Origin of the sequence: Binatus sp. (SeqCode) (assembly GCF_049584895.1) — a bacterium.
GTDB lineage: Bacteria > Desulfobacterota > Binatia > Binatales > Binataceae > Binatus.
In genome coordinates this window covers 1-16,224 of the sequence record NZ_JBAUYR010000056.1, presented here as the reverse complement: position 1 = coordinate 16,224, position 16,224 = coordinate 1, and the positions used below count along the sequence as shown (strand labels likewise).

At 57.9% G+C, this 16,224-nt stretch carries 14 protein-coding genes; 4 read left to right on the top strand and 10 right to left on the bottom strand.

All coding sequences use genetic code 11. From position 1 onward, the window contains the following. Together WB650_RS10610 and WB650_RS10605 are read right to left on the bottom strand one after the other, a co-directional pair. Nucleotides 1-342, bottom strand: a 342-nt coding sequence (locus WB650_RS10610; RefSeq protein ID WP_423960385.1) for an integrase core domain-containing protein, incomplete at its 3' end; no start/stop codon positions are given. Then, on the bottom strand, nt 276-800 hold the full coding sequence (locus WB650_RS10605) for a transposase (RefSeq protein WP_422303598.1): 525 nt from the start codon (nt 798-800) through the stop codon (nt 276-278). The genes WB650_RS10605 and WB650_RS10610, both read right to left, overlap by 67 nt. 700 nt (nt 801-1,500) lie before the next feature. Here WB650_RS10605 and WB650_RS10600 point away from each other — a divergent pair. Beyond that, a complete protein-coding gene (locus tag WB650_RS10600; protein WP_422303599.1) occupies nt 1,501-1,932 on the top strand; it encodes a universal stress protein in 432 nt (143 codons plus the stop codon). A 61-nt stretch (nt 1,933-1,993) separates the two neighbouring features. Here WB650_RS10600 and WB650_RS10595 read toward each other — a convergent pair whose 3' ends face one another. The 8 genes from WB650_RS10595 to WB650_RS10560 form a co-directional block, all read right to left on the bottom strand. After that, nucleotides 1,994-2,935: a sigma 54-interacting transcriptional regulator gene (locus WB650_RS10595; RefSeq protein ID WP_423960383.1), complete on the bottom strand. Its 942-nt coding sequence runs from the start codon at nt 2,933-2,935 to the stop codon at nt 1,994-1,996. 137 nt (nt 2,936-3,072) lie between these two features. Next, entirely contained in the window at nt 3,073-4,083 is a 1,011-nt protein-coding gene (locus tag WB650_RS10590; RefSeq protein WP_422305775.1) for a DUF1646 family protein, read from the bottom strand. Between the two features lie 34 nt (nt 4,084-4,117). After that, complete coding sequence (locus tag WB650_RS10585) at nt 4,118-4,456, bottom strand: P-II family nitrogen regulator (RefSeq protein ID WP_422305773.1); 339 nt, start codon at nt 4,454-4,456, stop codon at nt 4,118-4,120. Between the two features lie 207 nt (nt 4,457-4,663). Next, complete coding sequence (locus WB650_RS10580) at nt 4,664-5,161, bottom strand: tetratricopeptide repeat protein (RefSeq protein WP_423960381.1); 498 nt, start codon at nt 5,159-5,161, stop codon at nt 4,664-4,666. Between the two features lie 119 nt (nt 5,162-5,280). After that, the gene (locus tag WB650_RS10575; RefSeq protein ID WP_422304144.1) at nt 5,281-6,984 is read right to left on the bottom strand and encodes an ammonium transporter; all 1,704 of its coding nucleotides are present in this window, start codon (nt 6,982-6,984) and stop codon (nt 5,281-5,283) included. 13 nt (nt 6,985-6,997) lie between these two features. Next, nucleotides 6,998-7,177 (bottom strand): hypothetical protein, encoded by a 180-nt coding sequence (locus WB650_RS10570; RefSeq protein WP_422304145.1) that lies wholly within the window; start codon nt 7,175-7,177, stop codon nt 6,998-7,000. Nucleotides 7,178-7,809: 632 nt separating this feature from the next. Then, a complete protein-coding gene (locus tag WB650_RS10565) occupies nt 7,810-8,445 on the bottom strand; it encodes a LuxR C-terminal-related transcriptional regulator (RefSeq protein ID WP_422304146.1) in 636 nt (211 codons plus the stop codon). A gap of 2 nt (nt 8,446-8,447) precedes the next feature. Then, nucleotides 8,448-9,476 carry a histidine kinase gene (locus WB650_RS10560; RefSeq protein ID WP_422304147.1) on the bottom strand — a complete coding sequence of 343 codons (1,029 nt, stop codon included), beginning with the start codon at nt 9,474-9,476 and terminating at the stop codon, nt 8,448-8,450. A 1,397-nt stretch (nt 9,477-10,873) separates the two neighbouring features. Between WB650_RS10560 and WB650_RS10555 the strand changes: the two genes are divergently transcribed. The 3 genes from WB650_RS10555 to WB650_RS10545 all read left to right on the top strand — a co-directional run. Continuing rightward, on the top strand, nt 10,874-12,193 hold the full coding sequence (locus WB650_RS10555) for a TolC family protein (RefSeq protein WP_422304148.1): 1,320 nt from the start codon (nt 10,874-10,876) through the stop codon (nt 12,191-12,193). Next, a complete protein-coding gene (locus WB650_RS10550) occupies nt 12,190-13,677 on the top strand; it encodes an efflux RND transporter periplasmic adaptor subunit (RefSeq protein ID WP_422304149.1) in 1,488 nt (495 codons plus the stop codon). Before WB650_RS10555 ends, WB650_RS10550 begins: the two co-directional genes overlap by 4 nt. 10 nt (nt 13,678-13,687) lie before the next feature. Then, on the top strand, nt 13,688-16,224 hold a 2,537-nt coding region (locus tag WB650_RS10545), incomplete at its 3' end, for an efflux RND transporter permease subunit (protein WP_423960377.1).

The window sequence follows — 16,224 nt, the reverse complement described above, 5'->3', positions numbered from 1 at the left end:
GTACAGGGCGGAGCGCAACCATTGGTGAGCGGGAATCAGGGACGAATCAGGCGGCGTGGCGTTCGTAGCGATGATGCAGGCCGCCGACTGAGAGATGGCGATTACCTTTCCGATCCGGCGTGGCATGATCGGGCGCGGGTCCCGACAACCCTTCTCGAGCGAAAGATGAGTGCGGGTGCGTTGGTAATACTCCACGTACCAGGACAAGACGCGGCGCAGATGGCGCTCGTTAAAGATCACTATGTGATCCAAACACTCGCGGCGAATCGAACCGATCACGCGCTCGACGTAAGGGTTCTGCCAAGGTGAGCGTAGCGCCGTGACGACCTCCTTGATCCCCATCGCTTCGACCGGCTGCAGAAGTACGAGCCATACGACGCGTCGCGATCGCGCAGCAGATGGCGCGGAGCGGTGTCCCAGGGAAACGCTTCGGTTACCTGACGCGAGAGCCAGGCTGCGGTCGGATGTTTGGTGACCGCGGTGCGTACGATATTCCTGCGACCGTGCGCCAGAATGATCATCACGTAAAGCAGCCGAAACGATGCGGACGCGACAACGAACAAATCTATCGCATCGATGCCTTCGGCGTGATAGCGCAGGAAGCTGCGCCAGGTCGAGGAAGGCGCACCTCGTCTTCGCATCATGTACTTCGCGACGGTCGCTTGGCTGACCTCAACACCGAGCTTGAGCAGCTCGCCGTGGATCCGGGGCGCACCCCAGAGCGGGTTGACGCCGCTAATCCGCCGAATTAGTCGCGAATCTCGCGCTCCACTGACGGTCGCCCGGATCTGGAGCGCCAACGCCAAAACAAGCGGAAGCCCCGCCGGTGCCATTCGACGACGGTGGCCGGCTCGACCACACCATCACATCCAGGCAGCGCGGCCACAATCGGTACAGCAAGACCCAGAGCAAGCGGTCGATCGCGAACAGCCGCAGGCGACCTGGCCGCTGGCGACGAAGAACGTGCAGCTGATGACGGAGTGCGAGGTTCTCTAGTTCGACCACCGCCCGACTACGGAATCGGCATACAAGCCTAGAAACGATCAATCGCTCGAGCTTAAGCACGGCGACACTACGACGGTACATACCAAAACTCTAGACTTTTCGCTGCTTTCGGAGTTTTCAGTAGGCATAACTTCAATAAGGGGGTCCGATCACAGCCGCGAACGCCGCGCCGCTGTCGATTCCAAACGTCGCAACTGCAACCGCGGTCGCCAATTCAAAATTGTCTGGCGCCTCTCTTGCGCTAGGAATTCCGCCCCCACCAAGCTAGGTATCGCCGTGTTGTTGCCGCGCGACTCTAGAGGTCGCGCTAGTGGAGAGTTGCTTTCAGATCTCATTACGTCGGTTCATGATAGGGCTGACACCTCGAACTCATCAGCCACCCGGCGAGCACTCCCAGCGACCTTTCGCTTCTTAGTTCGCGCGATCGGGTTTTGAGAAGGGACGCAATTCTGCTCTCAGCAGGGCCGGGAGCCTAACCTCCTCGGAGAAAAAACAATGAAAATCGAGCGGATTTTGGTACCCGTCGACTTTTCTGAACATTCGCTCACGGCGCTAAAGTACGCGATTGAATTGGCGCGCGACTACGAATCTGAAGTGGTAATCGTTCACGTCGTAGAGCCTCTACCTCGCGGTACCTCGCGTTGGTCTGATGCCACCAGTTTACTCGAGAAGCATGGCGAGAAGGCATCTGAGGAGCTCAAGCGTTTCGAGGAAGAAGCGACACAGCTCTACCCAAAATGCCGTTCCGAACTCTGCTTCGGCGTCGTTCACGAAGTCATCGGGCAGCTCGTGCGCAAGCTCAACGTTGACCTAATAGTCATATCTACGCGTGGACAAACGCCCCTGCTCGATCTCTTGATCGGCGGGACTGCTGATCAGCTCCTTCGTCGGGCACCGTGCCATGTCCTGAGGCTACTTACGATCTAACCATTATAATGGATCCGTTCTCCTGTTCCCGACGCCGGTTCCCGCAACCGCGGATTTCCGGTTACTCGATTTTGTAAAGCTTTCGCTTTCGCCAGAGTGTTGAAATGTTGATGCCGAGTGCAGCCGCGGCCTGTTCCATGGTAGAGCTTCCTTTCAGAACATCCACGATATGGCTGCGCTCGACCTCTTCGAGACTGGTGAGCGGCTTGCCCTCAATAAAGGTTCGACGTTGTCTAGCAATTCGCACATCGCTAGGCAGGTGCTCTTCTGTGATGAGATCACTTGCGCAAAGCACGGCCGCGCGCTCGATCGCGTTTCGTAACTCGCGGACATTGCCGGGCCAGTGATAGTTCGCCATCGTCGCGACAGCTCCGGCGGAGAGGTGCAATCGGTGCTGAGTAATACGAGGCGCAGCACGCGCCAGCAGATGAGCGGCCAGGACGGGAATATCCCGACGGCGTTCAACCAGCGTGGGAATTCTCAACGCGATAACGTTGATCCGGTAGAAGAGATCGCTACGGAAATGTCCAGCCGCCACTTCTCCACCAAGATCGCGACTGGACGCCGCAATGATTCGAAAGCGCAAACCGGAAGCGGGCAAATTGGGAAGAGCTTGCCGCTCTTCGACGAACTGCAGAAGCCTTGCCTGAGCAGCTGGCGGGAGGTCCACAAGATTGTCCAAAAGCAGAGTGGCAGAGTCCGAAACGTCGTGTCGGCCTTCGCGGTCGGCTTGCAAAGCTGCCAGCGTGTTCTTTAGATCCTCGAAGGGATCGCTCTCGTGAAGATGCTCGGGTATCGCTGCGCAATCGACGCTTAGAAACGGTGCCTCGCGTCGCCGACTCCATCTATGTATTTGGCGCGCAAAGGCGTTCTTGCCGGTGCCGCTGTCGCCGGTCAGTAGAATAGTAGCATTGGTAGAGGCGGCTCGGTGCGCGGCCTCGATAAATTCGGTCATCAAGAGGCAGCGGCTCTCGAGGAGAAGCTCCTCCTCGTCGGCATGCATCGCTGTCGGATTCCTGCGGGACGGCATCAGGGTTTCAATCGCAGCCTCCCCCTCGTCGTTTTCATCAGGTCCTACCAGACCATGCGGATAAATCCTCCGCCTGGGTGTTCTGGGCTCGTGAAAATGTTGCCAGTGGCTCATGCCATCAAGTAGAGAGCGCCGAAGCAGAGTGCCATTAGTGGAAATCCGGCGACCAAGCCTACACGAGCCCATTCGCGGCTCGAAATTCCCAGACGTTGGGCCGCAACGATATTCGGGATGTTGCCAGGAATGAGCATACCCCCGCTGATCAGCAGACCCATCAGCACACCGCGTTGCTGTGCGACAGACAGCGAAGGGCCAATCTCCGCTGCGGTAAGCGTGGCATTATCGACCACCGCCGAAATCGAGTTCAGCCAGAACAAAACGCCCTGAGGCAAATGACTGATGTAGGTCTCAACGAGCGGGCGCAGCCCCCAGGAAAGCCCAACCAGCCCGGCCACGAAGAGGTAAACCTTCCCCGCGCGAAAAAAAATCTCTGACCAATTCTCCGTATGAGCATCTGCCTTTAGCGAATGCCCGTATTTTGCTGGCAGGAACAGACTCGCAATACCGACGATTCCTATCCCGAGAACGACCAATGGTCCCAGTAATCGCGCTAGGTACCAGAAGTCGGTCTTGAGAGCGGCGATCGCGATTGTGCCCAGTGGCTCACCAACCGGGGTGAGCGCTGCGCCCAGTCCGATTGCAAAACAGGCCAGCACCACGGCTGCTATCTCGCTACGCCGATCCAGCTTGAGCAGCGCGATAGCTTCGACCAAAACTAGGGCGGCTATCACCGCCGTAATCACACTCGAGAGCAGTCCCAGGGCGATGATCAAACCAAAATATATCCACCTCGCGTCGACGATCTTGACCAAGCGCTCCACTCCCCTGTCGAGCCATGGACGCGCCAGCCTCACCACAACACCAAAGACCAGGACCGCCACGGTCAAGGCTATCGGTTCGGTCACTGCGGCGTGAAGCAACTCGCGTCCCCATTGACCGCTAATCGCAGAGGCAAACGCACCGACGACGAGGAAGAAAACTTCTATGTTTTGTCCGATCGGCTCAAACATCACCGGACCGAGCAAGACGACCAGCAGAATCGCTCCTAACCCATAGATCATCAGCAGACCGCTCGAGAAGCGGGGCTCCGCCCGCTCATATCGCGCTATCGCCGTGTTCGTTGGTGCGAATCCGAATGACGTCCTTGAGCTCGGTGACGAAAATCTTGCCGTCGCCGATTTTTCCGGTGTGCGCCTTGAGCTTGATTGCGTCAATCACCGGCTCATATTGATCGTCCTTAACCACCAACTCAATTTTCAGCTTGGGCAGAAAATCGACGACGTATTCTGAACCGCGATACAGTTCGGTGTGACCCTTCTGACGGCCGAATCCCTTCACCTCGTAGACAGTCATACCCGTGATGCCCAGGCTATGCAGCTCCTGTTTGATGGCATCCAGGGTGAAAGGCTTGATTACGGCTTCGATTTTCTTCATCTCGTCTCCTCATTCATTCTCGGAGTGTCGACATCTACGCAGCCGGCGCGCGCCAAATCAGCCAACCAACCGCAACCACAACCCCTATGGACGCAGGTATCAGGGGCGCCCCAAACATGATCGCCCCGGCGCCAGCAGCTATCGCCGCCGTCGCGGTCAAGGCGAAGTACCGCTGCCGGCTCAGGACGGTGATCTTGTTGATGGCCACTATTCCCGCCTTTTTCTGCCCAACAAACCGGAGAAGTCAGGCCGCCACGCGCGACGAGGCTCTCGATGCTCCTCTGCGGCGATCATAGCGCGCGCGATTTTCTTCTCGTAGGAGCTTCCTGCCAAATCCAGCGCCGTCTGCAATTCTTCCTTCGCCCGCTTTGGGACCCCGACGCGCTGATACAATTCGGCCATGCGCAGATGAGCGTAAAAGTTTCGCGGCTGGAGTCTGATCGCGGTTTCCAGCGCCCGCTCGGCTGCTGGTATGTCAAGCGCCTTGGTCAAAGCGATGCCGAGTGCCAAATGCCCAAGAAACGACTCGGTATCGATCTGCACCGTCTGGCTCAGGAGAACGACAGCCTGATCGATGTGGTTACGCTCCAATGCATCGATCCCGCGCACCAGAAGTGAGTGAGCATCTCGTACGATTGGCGTGGGGCGTTTCCCGTCCATCAAACCAGCTGAACCCTTCTCTTCTGATTGTAGGGCCGTTTCCATCTGACAGTCTACTTATCAAAGACGCTGCGGCCGGGTTTGATGAACTGCCAACCGACGAAAACAGCCAACATTACGATTGTGAAAATAATTTGTCCTGCCATTTTTCCTGGCTCCTTGTGTCAGTCTGCTGCCGGCACTTCAAGCGAGGCGCTCACCAGTTGAAACTCCGGATATCCCAGCGCGCCCATTTCGGGAATGTCGAGGCCTTGCAGTTCGGTCGCTGCGCTCACCCGCTGCCCAACCAGGATGTCGACGATCCAGTTGAACACGTAAGACAGGGTGAAAACGATGCCGACCAAGGTTGCGCACCCTATGAGCTGAGCTACGAGCTGACTGGGATCGCCATAGAACAGCCCGGTGACGTTACCGTTCACGCCGTTCCAGCTGCCGCCGTAGTTACTTGTGCCGTCGGCGAAGAGACCAACCGAGAGGACACCCCACAGACCGCAGGTCCCGTGGACCGAGATCGCACCAACCGGATCATCAACCTTAAGAACGCGTTCGATGAATTCGACGCTAAGACAGACGATCATTCCGGCAGCGAATCCGATGATTGCGGCACCGACGGTGTTGACGAACCCGCTGGGCGCAGTAATCGCCACCAGCCCTGCCAACAGACCGTTGCCCGCCATCGAAGCATCGGGCTTGCCGAAGCGGATCCACATGTAGAGCAGCGACGCGATCGAGCCCGTGCATCCAGCGAGCATGGTGTTAACCGCGATCGAGCCGATGCGAAGATTGCCGTTACCCGACGCTCCCAGCGTGCTTCCCGGGTTAAACCCGAACCAGCCGAACGCGAGGATGAAACACCCGATGAGGACCATCGTCATGTCATGACCAGGCATCGGGTTGGCCTTGCCAGTCCTGGTGTATTTTCCGATGCGAGGCCCAATGATCATCGAGACCGCCAAAGCGGTCATTCCTCCGACGGCGTGAACCACTCCGGAGCCGGCGAAGTCGCAGTAGCCGTGGCCTAGCCCGTAATTCACGCCCAACTGAGATGTCCATCCACCGCCCCATGCCCAGTTGCCGTAGAGCGGATATACGATCGCAGCGAGGAAGAATGTCGAGATCGAGAACGCGAGGAACTTCCAGCGCTCGGCTGCGGCGCCCGTGACGATCGTCGCGGCCGTGTCCATGAAGACCATCTGGAACAGGAACATCACCATCACGCCAACATCGTAGGCTGGGCCGCTCAGGAAAAATCCGCGCTCACCGAACAGTCCCCAAGGCTTCCCGCCAAGGAAGTTGAGAGTAAATTCGGAGTTGAGGGGACTCAGCCCGCCGAGATTCGTGTTGGGTGCGCACCCGCCCTGCTGAAGCGCGAATCCCATTACCCAATAAGCGAATAAACCCCAACCGTACACCATGAAGTTCATCATGAAGGTGTGATTGGCGTTCTTCGCTCGGCATAGCCCGGTCTCAACCGCCGCGAACCCGGCCTGCATGAACATGACCAGGTAGCCGGTGACCAGGGTCCATATGAAGTTGTCTGCGATTCGATTCTGGCCGACAGTGTTGATGATGTCGGCAAGGCTCAGCCCGGCTTTTGTGTCGCTAACCGGAATGTCGTTGACGGTTCCGGTTAAGGTACCGCCCGGGTCGCCTTTAGCCAGATCGTCGGGGGAGGGTCCCTTGATAGCCCTGATGTCGCCGGTGGTGATCGGCACCGATGGAGGCGGGGCCGGCGAAGCAGCTGCGGACGGGGCCGCGGTCGGTGCCTGAGCCAGTACGATCGTAGTCGGCAACAGCCAGGCAGAGGCCAGAACCAGGACCATCAGCTTCGTGAGCCGATGGCGTGAGCGATTGATTCGTATCAGCATCGACGTTTTCCCCTCAGGCTTTCCAAATCGCATCTTTGAGGTGCGCGCTGTTGAGAATTCCAACAGCCCCGACCACGGCAACGACAAATCCTGCCGCCGCGACCAACAGCTGCGCGTACACGCCCGGTACTTTCACGCTCAGGACGGCGATGAACCATCCGAGCACACAGACTAAAAGACCAACAATCTTCATTTGTTCTCCCTCGAATTAGCTTCGGTTCTTAGCACCGGCTAACTGGCTCGCCTCTCTTTGGTCGGGACGCCAACCGGCTCCGGCACTTCGTTCTCGAGTGGCTTAATGCGGTAGCACCAAACCAATGAAACGATGAGGCCCGTGAGTCCCAAGATTGTGAAGATCGGCCCCAACGCGAAAAGGCCACCCACAAAAAATGTGAAACCTACAACGAAGAGCAGCAGCGCCCATCCTTGTTGACTATTCGCACCCATTGAGTGAATCCCTCCATTGCATTTCGGCCGGAATTCTCAAAGCCGGATATCGACTCGAAGCGCTCCAGACGTGTTGAGACACCAACGACATTCGATGGCCTCCTCTCAAAAGAGTGCAAACTCGGAAATGAAAATTGCTTTGTCGAAGAAGTGCGAATTGCAACGCGTATGCCAGTGCGTGGGCAAACCGTTGAAGTGACCGACGTCGTACTTACGTACAACTTGAGTTAATCGGTCGAACTAACCAAAGTTATATAGAAGCCCTCAAGAACGTGTTCAAATCGGGGAATGACGATCAACAGAGACAAAGTGATGATGTTCGAATAGGCGGCAGATTGCGCACTGTCTGAGCACGACAGAGCAAGATGCACGGCGCGTTCAACGTCGCGTGTCCACCTTGATCAACCCCTTGCGATAAGCATAGTGCGCAAGTTCAACGCGATCGCGAACGCCAATCTTGTGAAAAATTTTGTTGAGCTGAACTTTCACAGTTCCCTCAGTGATTGACAACAGCTTTGCTACCTCCGCGTTGCGCAATCCCTCCGCGACGTATCGAACGATTGACGACTCTCGCTCTGTGAGCCCGGTTGAAGCCCCACCGCTGCCCGACCGTTCCGTAAATTCAGCTCGCGACGTCGGAGGCGATGAGACGAATCCATCGACCGCCGCCTGCATCGCGGCGATCAGCGTCTCGAGCGCAAAGCGTTTCTGGACCACGGCGCGAGCCCCCAGTCTGAGGGCAGCGGCGGAATCCTCCGGGCTCTCGCTCGCAGTGAGCACGACGACGATCGCGTGACGCGACAACCCTTCAATTTTGTTCATTACCCACTGGTCCATCTGCAGATCGAGGAGCACAACATCGCAGGGCGTGTTAGACACGATGGCGTCCAAATCGCCGGACCTCTCCACTTCAGCCACGACTTTGAATCGATTGTAGGTTGCGAGCAGCGCCTTCAGACCCTCGCGAAAGACTGCATGGTCGTCAGCGATGATGAGTCGAATCGGTGTCTGCATGATCAAGCCGCCGGCAAGTCGATTTGCAGGTGCGCTCCCGAGTGGCCCTCCGCAACCATCCTGAGTTCGCCGCCGACCTCGGCCACCCTCGAGGCAATCGACCAAGGTGGACGATCTGGTTCGGCAAATCCTACTCCATCGTCGTCGATCGTAATCCGGATCGTATCATTCAACCCTTGAACACTGGCCGTAACGATGTGCGGCCTGCCGTGCTGCTGAGCGTTGCGCATTCCCTCAAGTACGATCTGCAGAGCGTGCTCGACCAGTACTGACGTCGTCGCGAAATTGGCATTCACCTGGAATCTCGTCTGTTCGATGGTCGGTGCACCCAGATCCAAAGCGTTGTATTGCGTATTCGCAAGAGAATGGAGGTACTTCCTCACCTCGTCGTATTCTCGGGTGACCTCGACTTGTATTCCTATGACTTCGGTGCGCGCCTTGGATGCCTGATTTTGATCGAGCCATCGTTCGCAAGCTCCCAGACGCAGATTTATCGCGGCGAGCGCCTGTACGTAGCCATCATGTAGATCACGAGCTATGGCCTGACGCTCGGCCGCGCTTTCGAGATCGCGCACGCGAGCCTCAAACTTCTCCCGCTGGTCGGCAAAGAAACCGATTACGTAGCCCGTGATCGCGAGATAGGCGCCTCTCATCAAATATAAGTTCGAGACAAAGTGCGAAGCGAAATAAATTGCCATCAAATACGTGATGACGCTAAACACTGTCACCCCAAGGCAGGTTCGCGGATCGTACCGGAATCCTGCCGCAACGATCGCAAAAACGAAAAAGACGAAAGCCGGACTGGTGGGTCGGCCTTCAGTGACGAACGCCACGGCGGTCGCAAATAGCACGTCTAGCGGAACCGAGATGGTCGCCAAGTCGTGGTGGTCTAAGGTCTTTTGCAAGGCGATGTACATCAAAATGCTGTACCCGAGATGAGCCAGCAGAACACCAAGGGCATACGACTCGATTCCAAGGAAACCTCCGTTGGTGGGATCAATAAAAATCGAGAGGAGAGCGATGAGCGACACAAAAATCCTGCCGCGGCCGATCGCGAGATCGGGATCCGTTGCCGTCAAGTTGCTCATACGCGAGAACCTCTCTTCCGGACTTTGGATATGATTCGGGGACAACGATTCATTAGCGACGCCGCTTCGTGACATCGGGCGCGCTAATCAATCAAGCAACGATGCAGTGTTAACGCAAAAGCAGAAATAGCGGTTCTGGCTGCGTCGGTACTGTCTTAGTTCGAGGCCGAGTGGCCGCATTTGCTCGGACCGTGAAGCGAACCGGCTTTTCTGCGCCTGGAGACAAACCCAAGAAATTCGCCGAAATAGGGCTCAGGACTCGCGTTCTCCGGTTCGCATCAAGCGCAGAAGCGCCACATCACGCGCGGATTTCCCGCTCATTCCAGATTGTAGGGAAGCATTACAGACTGTGTGGCGGGGAGAGAGGGATTAGAACCCTCGAGACCCTTTAGAATCCGAAGGGTGGGATTCAACCCGAGCGTGGCGCATTATTCGGCGCTAATGTGAGCATCCGAGATGAAGAGAATTGCTCGCCGTGGATCCGGCTCTTCTCGGGATCGCTTCAGATCTCCTTAAGGTTGACCGAACCAAAGTAGGTGCCCACCGAGGGCCCACTCCCAGCTCCGACTGGGTGATCTTGGGTAGCGTCGCGAACCAAAAAAGCCGCTCTTTCATTCGCTGCCTGACATCAGAACGCTTGTCGTACTGAGTAGAAGGGGATTTGAAGACCGGTGGGGCCACCGGGCCCCTTCCTCCTCCGCCCTTATTTATTAGGTACTTACAGCGATTCGCGCAATCCGAGGGTCGGCAGAGTGCCCACTTACTGCCCACAATTTTCGATTTCGGTTTTGGCGTTCCCCAGTGCGGGTCCGTAGATACAGACAGATTGCCTGTGCCGGGCAGTCCGGTTAGGGTGATGGACGTGCGCTTTCTCGCCATACTTCTCGTCGCTGCGCTCCTTCCGCTCAGCTTTAGTGTTCCGCCTGTGCTGGCCTGTTCAACGACAGATTGTTGCGGCGCGAATTGTTCGCCGAGCGCACCGGTGAGTCATGTGAACTGCTGCAAAGCTCCGATTGCACCGGACAGAGCCGCCCTTCAAGCACAAGACGCGCACCATTTCGATTCGGCGGCGACGATGCCCGTAGCCGGCACAAAAGTCGCGATTTCGCACTTGCAGAATACCGTCGTCGCTCGTAGGTACCCGCCACCAGAGTGTCCCGCTTCGTTAGCCCTTCTCTGTTCCCGTCAGATCTGAACCTTCCATATTGCGCGTAAGTTGAAGCGCGGATGCGTCGCATCCGTCGCGGACGCTCGCGTGCTGCCCGCTCGCGAAAATTCGAAAAAGAGATCTACGGACACGAGCCGCGCCGCCATCAATCGCGGCTGGAAGGTTGGATATTATGAAACGACGCGAGAGCGTTCGCCGCACAGCGGCGCGAAACATTTTGGTGACGCTATTTGCCGGCGCAATTCTGACTGTCTTTCCGTCATCGGGACGTGCGCAGGATGGCGCTCCGACGTTGGAGACAACCGCCGGTTCCGATCGACTGCGAGCGCTTGTCGATGAGGCGCTTGCCCGCAGCCCAGTCGTACTCACCGCGCGGAGCCACTGGCAGGCTCAAACCAAGGTGCCGATCCAGGCGTCGACGCTGCCCGATCCACAGGTGTCGCTTCAGCATTTCACTGTAGGAAGTCCGCAGCCATTTTCTGGATACGAGAGCAGCGACTTCTATTACACCGGCTTCGGCGTCTCGCAGGACATCCCGGGTCCCGGCAAGCTCCGCTTGCAGAAGTCCGAAGCCGAAAAGGACGCCGAGTACTCCAAGCATCGTAATGAAGCTGCCGGGCGTGCAGTCGAGGAAAAGGTCAAGGAGCTGTACTACGAGCTGTTTTATCACGCGAAGACGCTGGCGATCCTAGATCGCAATCAGGAGGAGCTCAGACAGATCCAGCGGATCGCCGAAACCCGCTATCGCCTCGGACAAGGCCTGCAGCAGGACCTAATCAAGGCGCAGCTGCAGACCACCGAGCTCCTGAAGGAGCACGCGATGCATCATCAGGAGGAGGATCAGGAACAGCTCGAACTCAAGCAGCTCCTCGGGCGCGATCCCGACTCGCGCAATATTGACATCGGCAATGTCGAAATGACGCAGCTCCAGCTCGACTCATCGCAGCTCGTGCAGTTGGCCGACAGCGGTTCTCGCGACCTTGCCGCGGATCGCGCGATGGAAGCGCGCAGCGCGGAAGCCTTGAAGCTTGCGCATCAGGGCTACTGGCCGGACTTCACGGTCGGATATTCGTACGAAAAAACGGGCCCAGGATTCAACGACTACTACATGCTGAGCTTGGGCGCGAAGGTTCCGCTCTATTTTTGGCGCAAGCAGACGCCCGCAATCGAGCAGGCCGCGCTCGAAGCCGAATCGGCGCGAGAGCAGGTCCGCGCAACTCAGCTACAGGTTTCCTCAGATGGAGAAAGCAGCCTGGTCGCGATGCGCACCGCGGAGCGGATCCTATCCATCTATCGTGACGGTCTGATCCCGCAGGCCGAAACCTCGCAGGCCTCGGCGACGGCCGCGTATCGAGTAGGCAAAGTCGATTTCCAAACCCTGCTCTCGTCGGTTCTCGATTTGCAGAACCTCCGGCAGGAGTATTTCCGTAGCCTCACCGACCACGAGATCGCTATCGCCAAACTCCAGCAAGTAATTGGTGACCGACGATGAACTACAACTCATCAAAATGGCGACTCGCAACTGTTTCCTTGGCGCTTGGATTCCTGATTTTTACAGCGACGCCAATTGCATACGGAGCGGATTCCCAGCTCGCGCCCATCCGCATCACGCCGGAGCGCCGGCAGTTGATCGGACTCAAGTTCGCGAGCGTGGAGCGAAAGGACGTGAGCGACCGCCTCGAGACCACCGGCAACATCGAGGCCGACGAACGGCTGCAAGGCTACGTGCAGACACGTTTCGCTGGATGGATCGAAAAAGTGTTCGCCAATTCCACCTACCAGTACGTCCAACGCGGCCAGCCGCTCTTCACGATTTACAGTCCGGATCTCATGAGCACCGAGAGCGAGTATCTGCTCGCTATCGAGGCGCGCAAGCGGGTGAAGGATAGCACCGTCGCCGATGTGACCGCCGACGCTTCCTCGCTAGTCGATTCCGCTGCGGAGCGGCTCAAGCTGTGGGGAGTGTCGCCGCGCGAGATCGCGCGCCTGGAACGCGAGCGCACGGTGCGCCGCGCCGTCGAGATCGACTCTCCCATGAGCGGATACATCGTCGAGCGCAACGCGCTTCCCAACATGTACGTTCAGCCGGACACACGGCTGTTCACGATCACCGATCTGTCGAAGGTCTGGATTTATGCGGCGGTGTTTCAAAACGAGGTCGGAAAGGTCTATCCTGGCGATCCCGCGACCGTTACCGTCGACGCCTATCCGGGCACGAATTTCGACGGACGCGTCGATTTTATCCAGCCGCAGATCGATCCCATGACTCGCACGGCGAAAGTTCGATGCGAGTTCAACAACCCCAAGGGCCAGCTCCTGCCCGGGATGTTCGCGCACGTTGCGCTCAACCTCCCGATGGGCGAGCAGACTGTCGTCCCCGACACTGCCGTTCTGCGCACCGGCACGCACAACGTCGCGTTCATCGATCGCGGTGACGGTTATCTGACTCCTGCCGAGATCGAGTTGGGTGCGCACGTAGGCGACGAATTCATCGTGCTCAAGGGACTCGCGGCGGGTCAGCAGATTGTCAGCTCCGCGAATTTCCTGATCGATTCGGAAAGCCAACTCCAAGCGGCCGCAGGAGCGTTCGTGCCACCTCCGCCCGGAGTTGGAGCGAATGCCGTTGGACAAGCGGCCGAGGCGATACCGCAGGCGAGCATCGAATTCACGAGTGATCCCAATCCTCTCGTGCGAGGCCAGAACAAAGTGATCGTGACGCTCCTCGACTCCAAGGGCGCGCCGATCTCAGGCGCTCAAGTAACGGTCTCCTTCTATATGGCAGCGATGCCTGCGATGGGGATGGCAGCTATGCACGCGCAAGGCACCGCAAATGATCAGGGGAAAGGCTTATACGCCACTAATATCGAACTGCCTAGCGGCGGCACTTGGAGCCTGACGATCTCGGCGTCGAAAGGAGGCAATACGATCGCTACGAAGCAGGTGGACGTGTCGGCCACCGGCTCCATGGCGATGTGAGGAAAGTAGCATGATCGAAAAAACTATCGACTGGTGCAATGCCAACCGCTTCATCCTGTTCTTCGGCGTGCTGGCGCTTTTACTCGCCGGCATTTGGTCGCTGGATCGAATCCCGCTCGACGCGCTACCGGACATTTCCGATGTTCAGGTGATTATCCACACCGAATGGATGGGCCAGCCGCCCAATCTCATCGAGGATCAGGTGACCTATCCTATTGTCACTGCGATGCTCGCTGCGCCGCATGTCAAGGCGGTCCGCGCGCAGACGATGCCCAACGACTCGTATGTATTCGTCGTGTTTGAAGACGGCACTGACATCTATTGGGCGCGCAGCCGCGTGCTGGAATATCTCGAACAGATAACAGGCAAGCTCCCCGCCGGTGTGAATCCGATGATCGGACCCGATGCGACCGGCGCGGGCTGGGTCTATGAATATGCTCTCGTCGACAAGAGTCGTACTCACAGTCTGGCCGACCTCCGCAGTTTGCAGGACTGGAACGTCCGCTATGCGATCGAAACCGTCCCGGGAGTTTCCGAGGTCGCCACTATCGGCGGTTTCGTCAAGCAGTACCAGGTCAAGCTCGATCCGAATCGGTTGCTGGCGTTGAAGGTTCCGCTGGAAACGGTGATCGACAAAATCCGCGACAGCAACGGCGAAGTCGGTGGCCGCGTCCTCGAAATGTCGGGCGCGGACTACATGATCCGCGGCCTCGGCTACGTCCACTCGGTAGCGGACCTCGAAGAAATTTCGGTCGCGACCAACAACGGCATACCGGTGCTGATAAGAGATTTAGGCGTCGTCAGTCTCGGTCCCGACCTGCGCGAGGGCGCCGCGGAATGGAACGGCGACGGCGAGACCGTCGGCGGCATCGTCGTGATGCGCTACGGGCAGAATGCCCTCACCGTCATCGACGGGGTCAAGCAGAAGCTCGCTCAGATTCAAAAGACTCTGCCGCGCGGCGTCGAGATCGTCGCCGGCTACGATAGGTCGGGACTCATCCAGGCATCCATCAATACTCTGAAACGCGATCTTCTCGAAGAGGCCGTCATCGTCAGCCTCGTGATCATCATCTTCCTCTTCCACCTACGTTCCGCGCTGATCCCGATCCTTGCGCTGCCAATCGCGGTCATCGCGACCTTCATCCCGATGTACTATTTGCAGATCAGCTCCAACATCATGTCGCTCGGCGGATTGGCGCTGGCCATAGGTGTGTTGGTCGACGCTTCGATCGTGATGGTCGAGAACGGCTATCGACACCTATCGGAAGCGCAGCACCACGCGTCGCTGAGAGGCGAGTCGGTTTCCCCATCCGAACGGCAGCGAATTCTGCTATCGGCCGCAAAGCAAGTCGGCCGCCCGATCTTCTTCTCGCTGATAATTATTGTCGTCTCATTCCTGCCGGTGTTCCTGCTCGAATCGCAGGAGGGACGGATGTTCCGGCCGCTGGCTTACACCAAGTCCTTTGCAATCGGCTTCTCTTCAGTTCTCGCGATCACCGTGGTCCCTGTTCTGATGGTCCTCTTCATTCGGGGCGAGCGCCTGCGTCCGGAGGACGACAATCCGATCTCGCGCTTCTTCCAGGCCATTTATCTGCCGGTCATCCGATGGTGCCTGCGTCACCGCGTCCTGACGATCGTCGCCAACGTGATATTCGTGATCCTCACAATTCCGCTGCTGTTCACGATTGGCAGTCAGTTCATGCCGCCGCTGTACGAAGGATCGAGTCTCTACATGCCTACGGCCCTTCCCGGAATTTCCATCTCGTCAGCGGTAGACCTGATGCAGAAGCAGGATCAAATCATCCGCACCTTTCCCGAAGTCGAAAGCGTGTTCGGCTCCGTCGGACGTTCAGATAGCGCGACCGACAACGCACCGCTCGACATGTACGACACGACGATCATGCTCAAGCCGCGCGCCCAGTGGAGAAAGGGCGTGACTTACGATTCCCTGATCGCGGAAATGGATGACAGGTTACATTTCCCCGGTCTGTCTAACTCGTGGACGATGCCGGTCGAGAATCGGCTCGACATGGAGCTGACCGGCATCAAGACCCCCGTAGGACTGAAAATTCAGGGTCCCGACGTCGGTAGGATTCAACAGATAGGTTCGCAAATCGAAGAGATCCTGGGATCCGTTCAGGGCACGCGAGGAATATTCGCCGAACGAGTCTCTCAAGGGTTCTACATCAACGTGGATGTCGACCGCGCAGTCGCAGCGAGGTACGGGCTGACAGTCGGAGACGTTCAGCGCGCCGTCAGCTCCGGCATGGGCGGCGAGAATATCGCGACCACCGTCGAGGGGCGCGAGCGCTACTCGATCAATGTCCGCTATCTCGCGGACTATCGCGGCGACCTGAACGCTCTTCGTCGCATATTGATCATGACGCCAACCGGCGCGCAGATTCCGCTCGGTGAGGTCGCGCATATCGACTTGAGCCCGGGCCCATCGATGATCCGCGACGAAGACGGGCAACTTACCGGCTACGTCTACGTTGACCTGGCGACCTCGGACTACGGCAGCTACGTTGACAACGCGCAGCGCGTGCT

Bases quoted from the DNA above. Each gene is read 5' to 3' on its own strand.
- WB650_RS10600 (WP_422303599.1), top strand. From the start codon at position 1,501: ATGAAAATCGAGCGGATTTTGGTACCCGTCGACTTTTCTGAACATTCG.
- WB650_RS10595 (WP_423960383.1), bottom strand. From the start codon at position 2,935: ATGCATGCCGACGAGGAGGAGCTTCTCCTCGAGAGCCGCTGCCTCTTG.
- WB650_RS10590 (WP_422305775.1), bottom strand. From the start codon at position 4,083: ATGATCTATGGGTTAGGAGCGATTCTGCTGGTCGTCTTGCTCGGTCCG.
- WB650_RS10585 (WP_422305773.1), bottom strand. From the start codon at position 4,456: ATGAAGAAAATCGAAGCCGTAATCAAGCCTTTCACCCTGGATGCCATC.
- WB650_RS10580 (WP_423960381.1), bottom strand. From the start codon at position 5,161: ATGGAAACGGCCCTACAATCAGAAGAGAAGGGTTCAGCTGGTTTGATG.
- WB650_RS10575 (WP_422304144.1), bottom strand. From the start codon at position 6,984: ATGCTGATACGAATCAATCGCTCACGCCATCGGCTCACGAAGCTGATG.
- WB650_RS10570 (WP_422304145.1), bottom strand. From the start codon at position 7,177: ATGAAGATTGTTGGTCTTTTAGTCTGTGTGCTCGGATGGTTCATCGCC.
- WB650_RS10565 (WP_422304146.1), bottom strand. From the start codon at position 8,445: ATGCAGACACCGATTCGACTCATCATCGCTGACGACCATGCAGTCTTT.
- WB650_RS10555 (WP_422304148.1), top strand. From the start codon at position 10,874: ATGAAACGACGCGAGAGCGTTCGCCGCACAGCGGCGCGAAACATTTTG.
- WB650_RS10550 (WP_422304149.1), top strand. From the start codon at position 12,190: ATGAACTACAACTCATCAAAATGGCGACTCGCAACTGTTTCCTTGGCG.